Origin of the sequence: Roseisalinus antarcticus (assembly GCF_900172355.1) — a bacterium.
In the GTDB taxonomy this organism is placed as follows: Bacteria; Pseudomonadota; Alphaproteobacteria; order Rhodobacterales; family Rhodobacteraceae; genus Oceanicola; species Oceanicola antarcticus_A.
Genome location: NZ_FWFZ01000009.1, coordinates 54282 through 69485 on the forward strand (window position 1 = coordinate 54282; position 15204 = coordinate 69485).

Genomic DNA, 15204 nt, shown 5'->3' on the forward strand with positions numbered 1-15204 from the left:
ACATGCAGACCATCGACATGGCAACCACCGACCTGCGCAGCCTGAACGCCATGCTGCAAGGCCAGCCGCAGGACACCAACGAAACCGCCTGGGAGGTGCTGAACCCGCGCGGCGCCCATGCGCTGGCCGTCGGGCTAGACGCGCCGATCGCGGTCACCGTGCGCGGCTCCACGGGCTATTACTGCGCGGGCATGAACAAGCAGGCCAGCGTCACGGTCACCGGCTCGGCCGGGCCGGGCGTGGCCGAGAACATGATGTCGGGCACCGTGGTGATCGACGGCGACGCCAGCCAGTATGCCGGCGCCACCGGCCATGGCGGGCTGCTGGTGGTCAAGGGCAACGCCAGTTCGCGCTGCGGCATCTCGATGAAGGGGATCGACATCGTGGTCCATGGCAATGTCGGCCACATGTCCGCCTTCATGGCGCAGAAGGGCAACCTTGTGGTGCTGGGCGACGCAGGCGACGCGCTGGGCGACAGCCTCTACGAGGCGCGGCTTTTCGTGCGCGGGTCGGTCAAGTCGCTGGGCGCCGATTGCGTCGAAAAGGAGATGCGGCCCGAGCATCTGACCCTGCTGGCCGAGCTTCTGGACCGCGCCGGGGCCGATGCCCGCCCCGAGGAATTCCGGCGCTATGGCTCGGCCCGGCAGCTTTATCATTTCAAGGTCGACAATGCGTCGGCGTATTGAGGACAGGCGATGACAGACCAGCCCCCCCGCACCCAGCCGCGCCTGTCGGCGACCTTCACCAACGACGTCAATTCCGAGATCCGGCGCGCCGCCGCGACCGGCATCTACGACATCCGCGGCGGCGGCGCCAAGCGCCGCGTGCCGCATTTCGACGACCTGCTGTTCCTCGGCGCCTCGATCAGCCGCTACCCGCTGGAAGGCTACCGCGAGCGCTGCGACACAGCCGTCACCCTGGGCACACGCTTTGCGAAAAAGCCGATCCGGCTCGACATTCCCATCACCATCGCCGGCATGAGCTTCGGCGCCCTCTCCGGGCAAGCCAAGGAGGCGCTGGGGCGCGGCGCGACCATGGCCGGCACCTCGACCACCACCGGCGACGGCGGCATGACAGAGGAAGAGCGCGGCCATTCGAAACTGCTGGTCTATCAATACCTGCCGTCCCGCTACGGCATGAACCCCGACGACCTGCGCCGCGCCGATGCGATCGAGATCGTGGTGGGCCAGGGCGCCAAGCCCGGCGGCGGCGGCATGCTGCTGGGCCAGAAGATCACCGAGCGCGTGGCCGGGATGCGCGATCTGCCCGTGGGCATCGACCAGCGCTCTGCCTGTCGTCACCCGGACTGGACCGGGCCGGACGACCTCGAGATCAAGATCCTGGAGTTGCGCGAGATCACCGGCTGGGAAAAGCCGATCTACGTCAAGGTCGGCGGGGCGCGGCCCTATTACGACACCGCGCTGTCGGTGAAGGCGGGGGCCGACGTGATCGTGCTCGACGGCATGCAGGGCGGGACGGCGGCGACCCAGGATGTCTTCATCGAGAACGTCGGCCTGCCGACGCTGGCCTGCATCCGCCCCGCCGTTCAGGCGCTGCAGGACCTCGGGATGCACCGCAAGGTGCAGCTTGTGGTCTCGGGCGGTATCCGGTCGGGCGCGGACGTGGCCAAGGCGCTGGCGCTGGGGGCCGACGCGGTGTCCATCGGGACGGCGGCGCTGGTGGCGCTGGGCGACAACGATCCGCGCTGGGAGGCCGAATACAACGCGCTGGGCTCCACCGCCGGGGCCTATGACGACTGGCACGAGGGGCGCGACCCGGCCGGCATCACCACCCAGGACCCCGCGCTTGCCAGCCGGCTCGACCCGGTCGAGGCGGCGCGGCGCTTGCGCAATTACCTCGCGGTGATGACACTGGAATGCCAGACCATCGCGCGGGCCTGCGGCAAGAGCCATGTCCACAACCTCGAACCCGAGGACCTTTGCGCATTGACCATAGAGGCCGCCGCCATGGCCGGCGTCCCGCTTGCGGGGACGGACTGGATCCCGGGGCGGGGCGGATACTAGGCCGACTTTCAGGGACAGACATCAGACAAGGGACAGCACCAGATGACACAGGACCTCGCCGCCTTTGCCCGTGAGAAGGGTGTGAAATACTTAATGATCTCCTACACCGACCTCTTCGGCGGTCAGCGGGCCAAACTTGTGCCCGCCCAGGCGATCGGAGAGATGGCGGTCGAGGGCGCGGGCTTCGCGGGCTTTGCCACCTGGCTCGACATGACCCCGGCGCATCCCGACATGCTGGCCGTGCCCGACCCCACAACCGTGATCCAGCTGCCCTGGAAGCCCGAGGTCGCCTGGGTCGCCGCGAATTGCGTGATGGAGGGCGAGGACGTGGCCCAGGCCCCCCGCAACGTGCTGCGCCGGCTGGTCGACACGGCGCTCGCCAAGAACCTGCGCGTCAAGACCGGGGTCGAGGCGGAGTTCTTCCTGCTGACGCCCGAGGGCACGCAGATTTCGGACCCGTTCGATACCGCCACCAAACCCTGCTACGACCAGCAGGCGGTGATGCGGCGCTATGACGTGATTTCCGAAATCTGCGACTACATGCTCGATCTCGGCTGGGGCCCCTACCAGAACGACCACGAGGACGCGAACGGCCAGTTCGAGATGAACTGGGACTTCGCCGATGCGCTGGTGACGGCCGACCGGCATTCGTTCTTCAAGTTCATGGTCAAGTCGGTCGCCGAAAAGCACGGGTTCCGCGCGACCTTCATGCCCAAGCCGATCGAGGGGCTTACGGGCAACGGTTGCCACGCCCATATCTCGGTCTGGTCGCCAGACGGGGCGAGCAACGTCTTCGCCGACGACGGCAAGGAGCTGGGCCTTTCGGAGCAAGGCCGCAGTTTCCTGGGCGGGATCATGCGGCACGCCACCGCGCTGGCGGCGATCACCAACCCGACGGTCAACAGCTACAAGCGGATCAACGCGCCGCGCACCGTGTCGGGGGCGACCTGGGCGCCCAACACCGTCACCTGGACCGGCAACAACCGGACCCACATGGTGCGCGTCCCCGGCCCCGGCCGGTTCGAGCTGCGCTTGCCCGACGGGGCGGCCAACCCCTATCTGCTGCAGGCCGTCATCATCGCCGCGGGCCTCTCGGGCATCGCGGCCAAGGCGGACCCCGGCCCGCGCTACGACATCGACATGTATGCCGAAGGGCACACGGTCAAGGACGCGCCGCGGCTGCCGCTGAACCTGCTCGACGCGGTCCGCGCCTTCGAGGCCGACACAGGCCTGACCGCGGCCATGGGCGCAGAGTTCTCGGCCTCCTACGTCAAGATGAAGCTGCAGGAATGGACCGACTACGTCTCGCATTTCTCGCAATGGGAGCGTGACAACACGCTGGACATCTGAGCGCCGTCAGACCTGCGCGGGCCCACCCGTCGAGTCCCGTGCCTCCGGCGCGATCCGCAGGGCCCGCAGCGCGTTGAGGATCACGGCCACGTCGATCACCTCCTGGATCAGCGCGCCCTGCACCGGCGAGAGATAGCCCAGCGCGGCCGCGATCATCCCCGCGATCGACAGGCCGATGCCCGCGACCATGCTCTGCACGGCGATGGCGCGGGCGCGGCGGGCGACCTGCAGCCCGCTCAGCAACCGGTCCAGGTGATCGACCAGCAACACGACATCGGCCGCCTCGGCCGAGGCGGCAGCCCCGTGCGCCCCCATCGCCACGCCGATATCCGCCGCCGCCAGCGCGGGGGCATCGTTGACCCCGTCGCCGACCATCATCACCGGGCCGCCCTCGCGTTCGTCCTGCACCAGCCGCAGCTTCTGCTCGGGGGTGAGGTCCGACCGGACCGCGTCGAGGCCCAGACCCTCTGTCACCGCCTCGGCCACGGCCCGCCGGTCGCCGGTGGCAAGCACAAGCCGACCGATCCCGCCCTGCCGCAGGCCCCGCAACAGCGCGGCCGTTCCGGGCCGAAGCGCGTCGGCCATGACAATGCGGCCCGCGGGCGCCCCGTCCACAGCAACGGCGACGACCACGGCGCCGGGACCCCGATCCTCGGCCCCAGCCTCCGCCGGCCCGGACCGGCCGGCCACGAATGCGACGCCGCCCACCAGCGTCGCGCGGCCCGCCACGCGGCCGGCCATGCCCTCGCCCGGGGTCTCCACCACCTCGGTCGGGACCGGCAGCGACAGGCCCCGCGCCCGGGCGGCCGCGACCAGCGCCTGGGCCATGGGATGCCCCGAGGCCTGGTCCAGCGCCGCCGCGTGGCGCAGGATCTCGTCGTCAGACAAGGCCCCCTGCCGCTCTATCGCGACGATGCCGGGGCGGCCGTCGGTCAGCGTTCCGGTCTTGTCGAGGATCAGCGTGCGGATCCGGGCCATGGTCTCCAGCGCCGGGGCGCCCTTGATCAGCACGCCGAAATGCGCCGCCCGCGACAGCCCCGCCACAAGCGCCACCGGCACGGCGAGGATCAGCGGGCACGGCGTCGCGATCACCAGCACCGCCACCGCGCGGATCGGGTCGCCGGTGGACCACCAGGCCGCGAAGGCCAGGGTCACGGTGACCGCCAGAAACACCAGCGAATAGCGGTCGGCCATCCGCGCCATGGGCGCCCGCGATTTCTGCGCCGCCTCGACCAGCCGGACGATGCCGGCATAGGTGCTGTCGGCGGCGCGGCGCGTCACCGTCATCTCGAACGCCTCGCCGGCATTGGTGGCGCCGCTCATGATGTCGTCGCCCCGCGCCAGGCGCACCGGCAGCGACTCGCCCGTCAGCGCGGATTGATCAAGTGCCGCGCCCGCCCAGGCGAGGGTGCCGTCGACCGGCGCGACCTCTCCCTGCCGGATCATCAGGCGGTCACCGGGGGCGATCTCGTCCAGCGGCACCTCTTCGAGGGCGCCGTCCCGCAGCCGCATGGCAGAGCGCGGCACCCGCGACAGCAGGTCCCGCATCTCGCGCCGGGCGCGGCCCTCGGCGTAGCTTTCGAGCAGGGTGCCGCCGGAATACATCAGCGCCACGACCGAGGCCGCAAGTTCTTCGCCGAAGACCATCGCCGCGGTCATCGACAGGGCCGCGACGATGTCGAGCCCGACCTCGCCCGACCTCAGCCCGCGCAGGATCTCCAACACAAGGCCGGCCAGCACCGGAAGGACCCCCGCGATCCAGCCGAGACTGGCCGCATCCGGCCTGCCCGAGGTCCACAGGGCCAGACCGACAAGAAGGCCCAGCAGCGCGATCCCGGCGAGGGCCACTTTCGGGCGATCGTTGAGCATTGGCTGCACCTGTTGCCGATCCTGCGGGCGCTGCCCTTTCGGGCGAGCCTAGGCGCAGGGGCCGCCCCCTCCAAGCTCCGTTTTGGGGCGCCGGGCTCAGCCGACCGGGGTCGCCACATCCTCCAGCGAGCCCGCGACCCGCCAATCGGGACGGATGGACAGCACGTCGCGGACCGCGCGGCCCTGCAGCGTCGCCAGATCGTCCCGCCCCATCAGCCGCGCGGGCACAGTGATCGCCATGCGCAGCGCGACCTCTGGGGCGATGCCCAGCACCGTCACCAGCCGCGCGACGGCCTCCGCCTGCGTCACATGGGCGCCGGCCAGCGAGCCTTCGGCATTGACCAGCCGGCCATTCACCAGCCGGACGTCCTGTCCGTAGAGCGTCATGTGGTCCGAGCCGCCGACCGTCGACATCGCGTCCGACACCAGAAACATCAGATCCGGCGCCGGCCGGGCCCGGATCGCCAGCGCCACCATCTCGTCGGCGACATGGTGGCCGTCGCAGATGATGCCTGCAGGCACGCCCGAATTGATCGCGGCGCCGACGACCCCGGGGGCGCGGTTCTGCATCTGGCTCATGGCGTTGAAGAGATGGGTGAAGGCCCCCGCGCCCGCCGCCAGCGCCGTCCGGACCTCTTCGGCGGCGGCGTCGGAATGGCCCAGCGACACGACGGCCCCCGTCGCCGCGAGCTCGGCGATCTGCGCGGGGCTTGCCGCCTCGGGTGCGAGAGTGATCATCACCGGCACCTGCGCCTCGCGCAGCCTCCGGACGACGTCCAGGGTCCGCGCGTCCATCGGCCGGACGTGGGCGGCGGCATGGGTGCCGCGGCGGGCCTGCGAGATATGCGGCCCCTCGATATGCAGCCCGATCAGGTCGCCCCGCCCCCGCCCCCGCGCCGCGAGCGCGGCCAAGGCGGCGCGGTCCAGCACCTCGGGCGCGTCGGTGATGACAGTGGGCAGGATCGCCACGGTGCCGAAACGGCGATGGGCGGCGGCGATGGTCTCCATCCCCGAACGGGTCGGGTCGGTGTTCAGCAGGCAATCGCCACCGCCATTGACCTGCAGATCGACGAATCCGGGGGAGACGAGGCCGGCCAGCGGCGCAGCGCCGGGCGCGGCGCGGCGGGGGGCGATCTCGGCGATGCGGCCGTCCTGCACCCGCAGGGCCATGGCCTCGCGCAGCCGGCCCCCGTCGAACAGCAGATCGGGCGCAATCCAGGTCATCGCGGCGCCACCTGCAGATAGGGGGCAAGCGCACGGTCCACCTCGGCGGCGATCAGCGTGTCGGGCGAGAGCCCGCCCAGCGCCTCGGCGCGGGCGATGGTCTCGTCGCAGAAGACCTGCGCCAGCATCGGCGCGGGCAGCGGCATGTCGGCAAGATCCGCCCGCAGCCGCGCCACCGCCCGTTGCGCCGGCTGGGCGGGCCAGTAATAGCGGATCCGGTCGGCAAGCCCGAAATGGCGCGCGATGCGGCGGTCCCGCGGCTGGCCGTGGTAATGGCCCGACCAATGGCGCGGATCGTCGAGCATCAGCCGTTCCATCAGGCCGGGCAACGTCTCTTCGGGCGTCTGCCCCAGCATCGTGCGCAGCAGGTCGAGGCCATAGACCGCCTGCCGCCAGGCGAAGGTCAGCGCGGGGCCGACCTTGTGAAAACCGAAGCCCAGCTCGGCCAGGCGGGCATAGGCCTCGGGGCGCTGGTAATCGGTCGAATGCGCCTCGAGCGTGACGCCGGGCCAGCCGGCCAGCGCCGCCCGCAGCCCCGGGTCGCGGTCGCGCGGCAGGTGGTGGACGGCCATGGGCGAGAACTCCACGCCCGGCTGCACGACCAGCCCGGCGATCCGGGGCAGCAGATCGGCAAGCCCGGCCTGCTCGAAGGCCGCGCGATGGGCCGCGAGGGTCGCGGCGGCGCTTTCGGGGGTGGTGGCGGGGATGTCGCCGTCCTCGTCCAGCCGGGCGCCGCCGGGGGGCGGCACCTCGGTGCCGATCACGAACAGCAGCGCCTCGGGGTCCGGCGCGTGGTCCCGCGCGACCCGCGCGAGATCGGCGGAACGCTCGGCGGTGACCGCGTCGGGCAGTTGCGCAGGCTCTCCCGCGCAGCCTTCGGAGCAGTCGAGATGGATCTTGGTGAAGCCCGCCGCGGCATAGGCCGCGACCATGGCGCGGGCCTCGGCCATGGCCTCCGCGGCCGGCTGCGCACGCCAGGCCTGCGGGCCGAGGTGATCGCCCCCGAGGACGATCCGCGCACCGGCCGCCTCGGCCATGGCGCGCGCCGCGGTCGCGAAATCGGCCGGCGACTGCCCGGTGTAGCCGCCCTGGTGGTTGACCTGGTTCGACGTCGCCTCGATCGCCAGCGGCACGCCGGCGCGGGCGGCATGGGCCAGGCAGATGGTCAGCACCTCGGCATGGGCCGAACAGACCGAGGTCAGCGCCACCGGCTCTCCGGCCCGGTTGCGGGCGGCGATATCGCGGGCGAGCTCAGCCATGGGCCGACTGCCAGGCGGCATAGGCCGCGCCGCGTGCCCCGCTGGCATCCCCGCCCTCGGCGAGCACGATCTGCGGGATGCGGAACCCCGAAAGCTGCGACCGCCCGAGGGCCAGGCTCAGGTCGTCAGCAACGCCGGGGATCTTGCTCAGCCCGCCGCCGAGCACGATCACATCGGGATCGACAGTACAGATCAGGGTCATCATCAGCTCCGCAGCAAATTCACACCAGATATCCCAGACGACGGAGGCGTCGGCGTCGGTCCCCTTGGCGTCCGCGATCTCGGGCGGGGTCAGGGCGCGGCCGGTCACCGCCTGCGCCAGCCGGGTCAGGCCCGGGCCGGCCACGTAGGTTTCAAGGCACCCCTCGCGGCCGCAGCCGCAGCCCACGACCGGCAGGCCGTGGCGGGCGACCAGGTGGGCGGGGGCGTAGACATGGCCGAACTCGCCACCCACGGCGGAATGGCCCGAGATCAGCCGCCCCTCGACCACCACGCCGCCGCCCACCCCGGTGCCGAGGATCAGCCCCACGGCGGGGGATTTGCCCCGTGCCGCGCCGAACACGGCCTCTGAGAGGGCGAAGGCCCGGCAATCGTTCACATGGGTCACCGGGCGCCCGGCCACCGTGGCGATATCGGCGGTGAAGGGCTTGCCGGAGACCGGCAGGTTCGCGGCGAGCGCCAGCCCCGTGGTCGGGTTCACCAGGCCCGGAGAGCCCACGCCGATCGGCCCGTCGCCCACCCGCTCGGCGGCCCAGCGCACATGCTCGGCCACCGCCTCGACCAGCGCGGGATACTCGCGCGGCGTGTCCTGGCGAAGCCGGTCCGCCATGGACCAGTCGGCGTCGAAGACCTGGGTCTCGATCTTGGTGCCGCCGAGGTCGATGCCCGCGGCGGTCTTGTCTGTTTGACCGGACCCGGGGGTCATGGCCGCTTGACCGGACCCGGCGGTCATGGCCGCTTGACCGGATAAAGCGTGACCCCCGCGACCACGCGCGACAGCGTGCCCCGGCCCTTGAACGGATCGTCCACATCCAGCCCGATCGCGTCGGACCAGACCACCCCCAGCACCTGCGCCAGCGCCACCGCCAGCGGCGTCTGCCAGACGTCCGGCAGGTCGAGCTTGGGGTCCAGATCGCCGCCCGGACCGAAGGAGGCCAGCCCCGCGTGGGGATATTGCCCCGACAATTCGTCGATCAGGTCGGCCTCGTAGTTGGAGGCCTGCGGGTCGCGGCTGGCAAAGAGCACGATGCGGGTGCTGTCGTCGACGAAGCTCTTGGGGCCGTGGCGAAACCCGAGGGTGCTGTCCCAGAGCGCGGCCACGCGGCCCGCCGTCAGCTCCATCACCTTCAGCGCGGCCTCGCGCGCCGCGAAAGCCATCGGGCCGGTGCCCAGGAACACGATGCGTCCGGGCGGCTCGGCCTCGGCGGCGACGGCGGCATAGCGCGGCAGCAGCGCCTCGAGCGCCTCGGCCAGGTCCGGCAGGGCGTCCTCGGGCGGGTCGGCGTCGAACAGGGTCAGGGCCGTCAGCAACATGGTCGAAAAGCTCGACGTCATCGCGAAACCCTGGTCGTGGGTCGCCTCGGGCAGGACCACGACACCGCATTCGCCGGTGGCCTTGCGCCGGGCCAGCGCCCCCTTGTCGTTGCAGGTCACGTTGAGGCGCGGCGCCTCGGGCGCCAGCACGTCCAGCGCGTCGAGGGCGCCCAGCGTCTCGGGCGAGCCGCCGGAGCGGCCGAAGTTCACCACCAGCGGGCGCGGCCCGGGCAGGTAGGCATGGGGCCGGCTGACGAGGTCGGTGGTGGGCACCGACCGCATCCGCGTCCCCTGCCCCTCCAGCCCCGCGGCGACGATGTCGCCGATATAGGCCGAGGTGCCCGCGCCGCAGAACCAGACCTCGGGCGCGTCGAGCGAGGCGATCCAGTCGCGCACCTCGTGCGCGGCGAACTCCTCGGCCCAGCCGCGCCAGATCTCGGGCTGGGCGTGCAGCTCCCGCCAGGTGGCCCAGCGGGACAGGTCGTCTCGGTCTTCGGTCATGTCGTCCGTGTCACCTTGGAAAGCGTATCCGGTGCGTCGGGGTCATGACCCAGTGCCAGCGCAGTGTCCAGCACGACCGGGTAGAGGATGGCCAGCAGGACAGCCGCCGCCGCCGCGGGCGTCAGCCCGGCAAAGCCCGCATCCGACGGCCGGATCCGGATCACCGTGGCCCGCCCCTCCCGCAGCCGCGCCTCGGCGGTGTCGAGGCTCTCCTGGATCTCGGGGGCGCCGGTGTCGAGGATCAGCACCGTCAGGGGCTTGGTCACCAGTTGCAGCGGCCCGTGCAACACCTCAGAGGCGGAATAGGCCTCGGCATGGAGCGCACAGCATTCCTTGAGCTTCAGCGCCACCTCCTGTGCGGCGCCATAGCCGGTGTCGCGCCCGATGACATAGACATGCTGGGCGCGCAGCAGCACCGACCGGATGTCGCCCGCCGCAGCGAGCCCCGTCGAGCCGTTCGAGACCGCCCGGGCCGAGGCCCGGGCCCGCGCGGCATAGCCCGGCACCAGAGCCGACAGCAGCGCCATGCCGGTGCCGATCGCGCCGACCACCGTCTTGGTGGCGGGCACGGCGCGTTCTTCGCCGGCGTCGATCGGCAGGGTGACGTCCGCCTCGGCCTCTACCGGGCTGTCGGGGGCGTTGGTGATGGCGATCACGGTGGCGCCGCGGGCCTTCGCGCCGCGGGCCGCCCGCACCAGGTCGTTCGAGCCCCCCGATTGCGAGATCACGATGACGCCGCAGCCCGCGAGGTCGACCCCCTCGCCGATGGAGAACACCGAGGGCGGCAGCGAGGTCACCGGCAACCCGGTCTCGCGCATGATCTCGTAGGACAGCACATTGGCCGCCGCGTCCGACGACCCGCGCGCAACGGTATAGAACGCCCGCAAGCGGCCCGGCGCGAGGGACGCCAGCCGCGCGGCCAGATCCGTTGCGGCGGCCCGGCCGAAGACCTCCAGCGCCTGCGCGGATTCGGCGGCCATCAGGGCGCCCGGCTGTTTCACGGCGGCCTCGCTCATGCGGTGCCCCCCGCCCGCAGGCCGTAGCTGTCGAATTCCGCCCAGGTGTCGGTCAGGTCCACGACCCCCGTCTGCCGCGCCTGGTCGAGCGCCAGCGCCGCGACCCCGGCCTCCAGCGCGTCGACGATTGAGACCGGCAGCGCCTCGGTCTGCCCGCGCAGGAAGGCGGCGAGGTCGTCGCACATCATCTGGTCGGCACCGTAGTGATTTCCCTGCGCGGCCCGTGCGCCGGTGGTGTAATCGTGGTCGGCATAGCGTTCGCCGTCGCGCCGGGTGATCTTGAGGTAGCCGCGCACGAAATCGCCCTCGGCCATGCCCTGCGCACCGATCACGCAGAACCGGCGCTGTTCGTCGGGAACCATCAGATTGGTGTGAAACGTCATGCTCGACCCGCTTTCATAGGACAGTATCGCGGTCTGGCAGTCGATGATATCCCCGTCCGAGCGGAACGGATCGTCGGTGCTCTCCCAGACCGATTTCTTGACGTGAAAGATCTCGGCCTCGGCGTTCGAGGTCGGCGCGAAATCCGGCACGAAGGACCGCCGGCCGCCGAAACTGGCCACGCGCCGGGGCCGCGAACCCGTGATCATGTTGTAGAGATCGAGGTCATGGCAGCACTTTTCCAGCATGAACCCGCCCGAGAGGTCGGTCTTGCGGCGCCAGTCGCGCATGAAGAAGGCGCCGTGATAGGGCCCGATATGCTCGTTGGCCTCCAGTGACGCGATGCGGCCCAGAACGCCCTCGGCAAGTGCCGTGCGCAGGTCGACCATGTGCTGGGAATAGCGCAGCACCAGCCCGACCATCACCCGCTCCGGCCCGTGGCTGGCCAGCAGTTTCGCGAGCCGCATGGTTTCTTCCATCGTCACCACGACGGGCTTTTCGGTGAAGATGCGCGGCACGCCCGCCTCCAGCCCTGCCTCGATCTGGTCAAGGTGAAAGACGTTGGGCGAGCCGACGAAGAACAGATCCGGCCGGGTTTCGGCCAGCATCTCCTCGACCGAGGCAAAGCGCGGCGTGTCCTCGCCGATCATGTCAAGGAAGGTCGGCTGCGGGTCGTAATAGCCGACCATCCGCGCCTCGGGCATGGTCCGGAGCAGGGTCGAGAGGACATGGCCGGGGCGCAGCCCGATGCCGGCGGTGGCGATCTTCATTCTAGGTCTTCCTTTCAGGCGTCGCGGTCAGGCGACAAGCGCCAGGGCGTCGCGGCGGCGCGCCACCCGCCCCCGGGCGTCGAACAGATGGCAGGCGCTGGGGGCGACGGCCAGCTCCACGGCCTCGGCCTCGCGGATCGGGGCCGTGCCGGGCAGCGCCGCGCAGATCCGGGTCCCGCCCAGGTGCCCGTGGGTGATGGACTGGCCGCCGAGCCGTTCGAGCACGTGGATTTTCATGGTCATCCCGCCGTCGCCGAGGGTCAGGTCCTCGGGGTGGATGCCGACCTCGACCGCATCGCCGGGAGTGAGGCCCTCGGGGTCCACCGGCAGGGTCAGGGTCGGGCCGTTGGCCACCTCGACGGCGACGCCGGCGGTATCGGTGCCGCACACGCGGGCAGGCAGGAAATTCATGTTGGGCTGGCCGATGAATCCGGCCACGAACTTGGTGGCGGGGTGGTGATACAGCTCCATCGGCGTGCCGAATTGCTCGACTTTGCCGCCGTTCAGGACGACGATTCGGTCGGCCATGGTCATCGCCTCGACCTGGTCGTGGGTGACATAGACCATGGTGGCGTCAAGCTGCCAGTGCAGCTGGCTCAGTTCCACCCGCATGTCCCCGCGCAGGGCGGCGTCGAGGTTGGACAGCGGCTCGTCGAACAGGAACACTCGCGGCTCTCGCACGATCGACCGGCCGATGGCGACCCGCTGGCGCTGGCCGCCGGACAGCTGTCCGGGTTTCAGCTTCAGCTTGTCGGTCAACTGCAGGATTTCGGCCGCGCGTGCGACTTTCGCCTTCAGATCCGGCTCGGGCATCTTGGCGACGCGCAACGGAAAGGCGATGTTCTCGAACACCGACAGGTGCGGATAGAGCGCGTAGGACTGGAACACCATCGAGATTCCGCGATCCAGCGGATGGTCGCGGCTGACGTCCTGCCCGTCGATGACGATCTTGCCCGACGTGGCCTCCTCCAGCCCCGCGATGATCCGCAGCAGGGTGGACTTGCCGCAGCCCGAGGGGCCGACGAAGACCACGAACTCCCGGTCGCGGATGGCAAGGTCGATGTCGTGCAGAACCTTGGCGTCGCCAAAGCTCTTCTGGATATTCTGCAGGTCCAGCGTGGCCATTGTCTTCCCTTCCCCAGCGGGTGGCGGCGGGCCCCGGCGACGGGGCCCGCCGGTTGCGATCAGAGCGCGTCGTCGAGCTCTTCGCCCGCGATGGTCACCAGGTTGTCGACGCTGTCATCCTCGAGCAGGATGCCCTGCACCATGTTGGTGAAGACCGACTGCAACGATTTGAAGTCTTCGACCAGCGGCTCGGGTCCGCCGGCGGGAATGCCCGCCATGAAGACGCCCCAGAAGTCGTCGCCCTCGCAGAACGGCGACTCGATGCCCATGGCCGCGTAGTCGAAGATCGGCGTCAGGCCCCAGGACTGGTCGAGGTCGTATTGCGCGGCCCCCGAGGTCAGCGCCTGCGCCAGAAGCTGGGCCATCTCCTCGTGGCCCGTGCCCTTGAACACCACCAGACTGTCGGTGATCAGGATCGTGCCACTTTCGCCCGACGGGCCGGCCGGCACCGGCGCGACAAGCTGGGCAATGTCCTCGTTGTGCTGGCCGCGGCCCCAGGGACCCTGGACATACATGCCGATCTGGCCGTCGTTGAAGTGGTCGCGCAGCTGGTCACGCTCCCACGCGGTGGGGCCTTCCTGGGCCACGCTGGCGAGCCTACCGTAGAATTCCAGCGTCTGGCGGGTGGCGTCGCTGTCGAGCATGTTCTCGCCGGTGCCTGTGTCGATCACCACGCCCCCGTTGGAATAGAGGTAGTTCAGGAACTGGTGCATGGTGTTGTCGAAGTCCTTGCCGGCGAGGCCAATGCCGGCGGCATCGGTGTTCTCGTCGATCATCTCGGCCATGGCATACATCTCGTCCCAGGTCTGGGGGGCGGTGCATTCGCCACCGGCCGCCTCGACCAGGTCGCAGTTGATGTAGAGCGCCTTGGTCGAGAACGCGTGCGGATAGCCCCAGCGCGTGCCCTCGATCGTCACCGTGTTCAGGACGCCGGGCTGGTAGAGGTCTTCCATCTCGGCCGGGATCTCGGCCGGCACGATCAGGTCGTTGTTTGCCAGCTGGCGCAGGGTGCGGCTGCCCATGTAGGCGATCGAGGGCGGATCACCGGCGGCGGCCAGCGTCAGCGAGCGGTCCTGGCAGGTGCCCCACGGAACCGCCTCCATGTTCACGGTCACGCCCGGATGGTCGGCGGTGAACTGGTCGATCACGACCTGGTCCGCCTCGCGCACCTCGCCGCCGCACATGATGAATTGCAGCTCGGTGTCCTGCGCGAGGGCCGACAGTGCCGTGCCGCCCAGAAGGATCGCCGACATCCCCAGTGTTTTCAGTCCGTTCATTTGGATAACTCCCTGTTGGTTTGGACTTCGGCTATTCTTTGACAGCCCCCGCCGTCAGTCCGGCGACGAAGTATTTCTGCAGGAAAAGGAAGACGACCATGACCGGCAGAACACCCGTGAGCGAGGCGGCCATCATCTCGTTCCAGGTGACGTCCTGGTAGCCGATGAACTCGAACAGGCCGGCGGGCAGCGGCTGGTATTCGCGCACCTGGTTGAAAGTGATCGCGAACAGGAACTGCTGGGCATAGGCGCCGATGAAGAAGGCCACGCTGACCACGATAAGCCCCGGCACCGCCAGCGGCAGCACCACGCGCCGCAGGGTATAGAGCCGGCTGGCACCGTCGACGAAGGCGGCCTCTTCCAGCTCGCGCGGGATCTTTTCCAGGTAGGACCGCAGCAGCCAGATGCCGGTGGGGATCAGGAAGGCCACGCCGGGGACGATCATGGCCCAGTAGGTGTTGAGCAGGCCCAAGGTGCGCAGCACCCGGTAGAGCGGGATCAGCAGCACCGCGCCGGTGAACATGTTGACCCCGAGGAAAATCGCAAGGCTGGCGTTCTTGAACGGAAAATCCAGCCGGGCATAGGCATAGGCGGCAGGCACCACAAAGATCATCGTGATCGCCGTCACCATCCCCGAGATGTAGATCGAGTTGAAGATGTAGCGCCCCAGAAGCGGCACGGTCTCCCATATCTGGCGGTAGACGGCGAAGCTGAAATCGTCACCCCAGAAGCGGTAGGGCGTGGAGAACAGATGCTCCAACGGGCGCAGCGAGACCATGAACATCTCGACGAAGGGCAGCAGGATGAAGGTCAGGAAGACCGCGAGGGCGGCGTAGATCACGAGCGTCTGCAGGCGGCTGTAGCGGTCCATCATG

General features: G+C 69.9%; 13 protein-coding genes. 3 read left to right on the top strand and 10 right to left on the bottom strand.

The genetic code is table 11. From position 1 onward, the window contains the following. Window positions 1-2 precede the first annotated feature (2 nt). From ROA7023_RS10595 to glnT, 3 genes are read left to right on the top strand one after another with little or no spacing between them, the layout of a single operon-like run. Window positions 3-686 carry a GltB/FmdC/FwdC-like GXGXG domain-containing protein gene (locus ROA7023_RS10595; protein ID WP_085879016.1) on the top strand — a complete coding sequence of 228 codons (684 nt, stop codon included), beginning with the start codon at window positions 3-5 and terminating at the stop codon, window positions 684-686. 9 nt (window positions 687-695) lie between these two features. Further along, a complete protein-coding gene (locus ROA7023_RS10600; RefSeq protein ID WP_085879017.1) occupies window positions 696-2024 on the top strand; it encodes an FMN-binding glutamate synthase family protein in 1329 nt (442 codons plus the stop codon). Window positions 2025-2066: 42 nt separating this feature from the next. Next, complete coding sequence (gene glnT, locus ROA7023_RS10605) at window positions 2067-3374, top strand: type III glutamate--ammonia ligase (RefSeq protein WP_085879018.1); 1308 nt, start codon at window positions 2067-2069, stop codon at window positions 3372-3374. 6 nt (window positions 3375-3380) lie between these two features. Here the strand turns inward: glnT and ROA7023_RS10610 are convergent, their stop codons facing one another. The 10 genes from ROA7023_RS10610 to ROA7023_RS10655 form a co-directional block, all read right to left on the bottom strand. After that, the gene (locus ROA7023_RS10610; RefSeq protein WP_085879019.1) at window positions 3381-5243 is read right to left on the bottom strand and encodes a heavy metal translocating P-type ATPase; all 1863 of its coding nucleotides are present in this window, start codon (window positions 5241-5243) and stop codon (window positions 3381-3383) included. Between the two features lie 96 nt (window positions 5244-5339). After that, window positions 5340-6467 carry an N-acetylglucosamine-6-phosphate deacetylase gene (locus ROA7023_RS10615; protein WP_085879020.1) on the bottom strand — a complete coding sequence of 376 codons (1128 nt, stop codon included), beginning with the start codon at window positions 6465-6467 and terminating at the stop codon, window positions 5340-5342. After that, window positions 6464-7726: a class II D-tagatose-bisphosphate aldolase non-catalytic subunit gene (locus tag ROA7023_RS10620; protein ID WP_085879021.1), complete on the bottom strand. Its 1263-nt coding sequence runs from the start codon at window positions 7724-7726 to the stop codon at window positions 6464-6466. The genes ROA7023_RS10615 and ROA7023_RS10620 overlap by 4 nt, the downstream gene beginning before the upstream one ends. Beyond that, a complete protein-coding gene (locus ROA7023_RS10625) occupies window positions 7719-8651 on the bottom strand; it encodes an ROK family protein (RefSeq protein ID WP_085879022.1) in 933 nt (310 codons plus the stop codon). The genes ROA7023_RS10620 and ROA7023_RS10625 overlap by 8 nt, the downstream gene beginning before the upstream one ends. A gap of 23 nt (window positions 8652-8674) precedes the next feature. Then, window positions 8675-9760 carry an AgaS family sugar isomerase gene (locus tag ROA7023_RS10630; RefSeq protein WP_085879023.1) on the bottom strand — a complete coding sequence of 362 codons (1086 nt, stop codon included), beginning with the start codon at window positions 9758-9760 and terminating at the stop codon, window positions 8675-8677. Next, on the bottom strand, window positions 9757-10776 hold the full coding sequence (locus tag ROA7023_RS10635) for an SIS domain-containing protein (RefSeq protein ID WP_234992155.1): 1020 nt from the start codon (window positions 10774-10776) through the stop codon (window positions 9757-9759). The genes ROA7023_RS10630 and ROA7023_RS10635 overlap by 4 nt, the downstream gene beginning before the upstream one ends. Next, entirely contained in the window at window positions 10773-11927 is a 1155-nt protein-coding gene (locus ROA7023_RS10640; RefSeq protein WP_085879024.1) for a Gfo/Idh/MocA family protein, read from the bottom strand. Before ROA7023_RS10640 ends, ROA7023_RS10635 begins: the two co-directional genes overlap by 4 nt. Before the next feature lie 27 nt (window positions 11928-11954). Beyond that, complete coding sequence (locus ROA7023_RS10645; RefSeq protein ID WP_085879025.1) at window positions 11955-13052, bottom strand: ABC transporter ATP-binding protein; 1098 nt, start codon at window positions 13050-13052, stop codon at window positions 11955-11957. A gap of 59 nt (window positions 13053-13111) precedes the next feature. After that, a complete protein-coding gene (locus tag ROA7023_RS10650) occupies window positions 13112-14329 on the bottom strand; it encodes an ABC transporter substrate-binding protein (RefSeq protein WP_143535518.1) in 1218 nt (405 codons plus the stop codon). A gap of 31 nt (window positions 14330-14360) precedes the next feature. After that, window positions 14361-15203, bottom strand: coding sequence for a carbohydrate ABC transporter permease (locus ROA7023_RS10655; protein WP_085879026.1), 843 nt, complete (start codon window positions 15201-15203; stop codon window positions 14361-14363). Window position 15204: the final 1 nt, after the last annotated feature.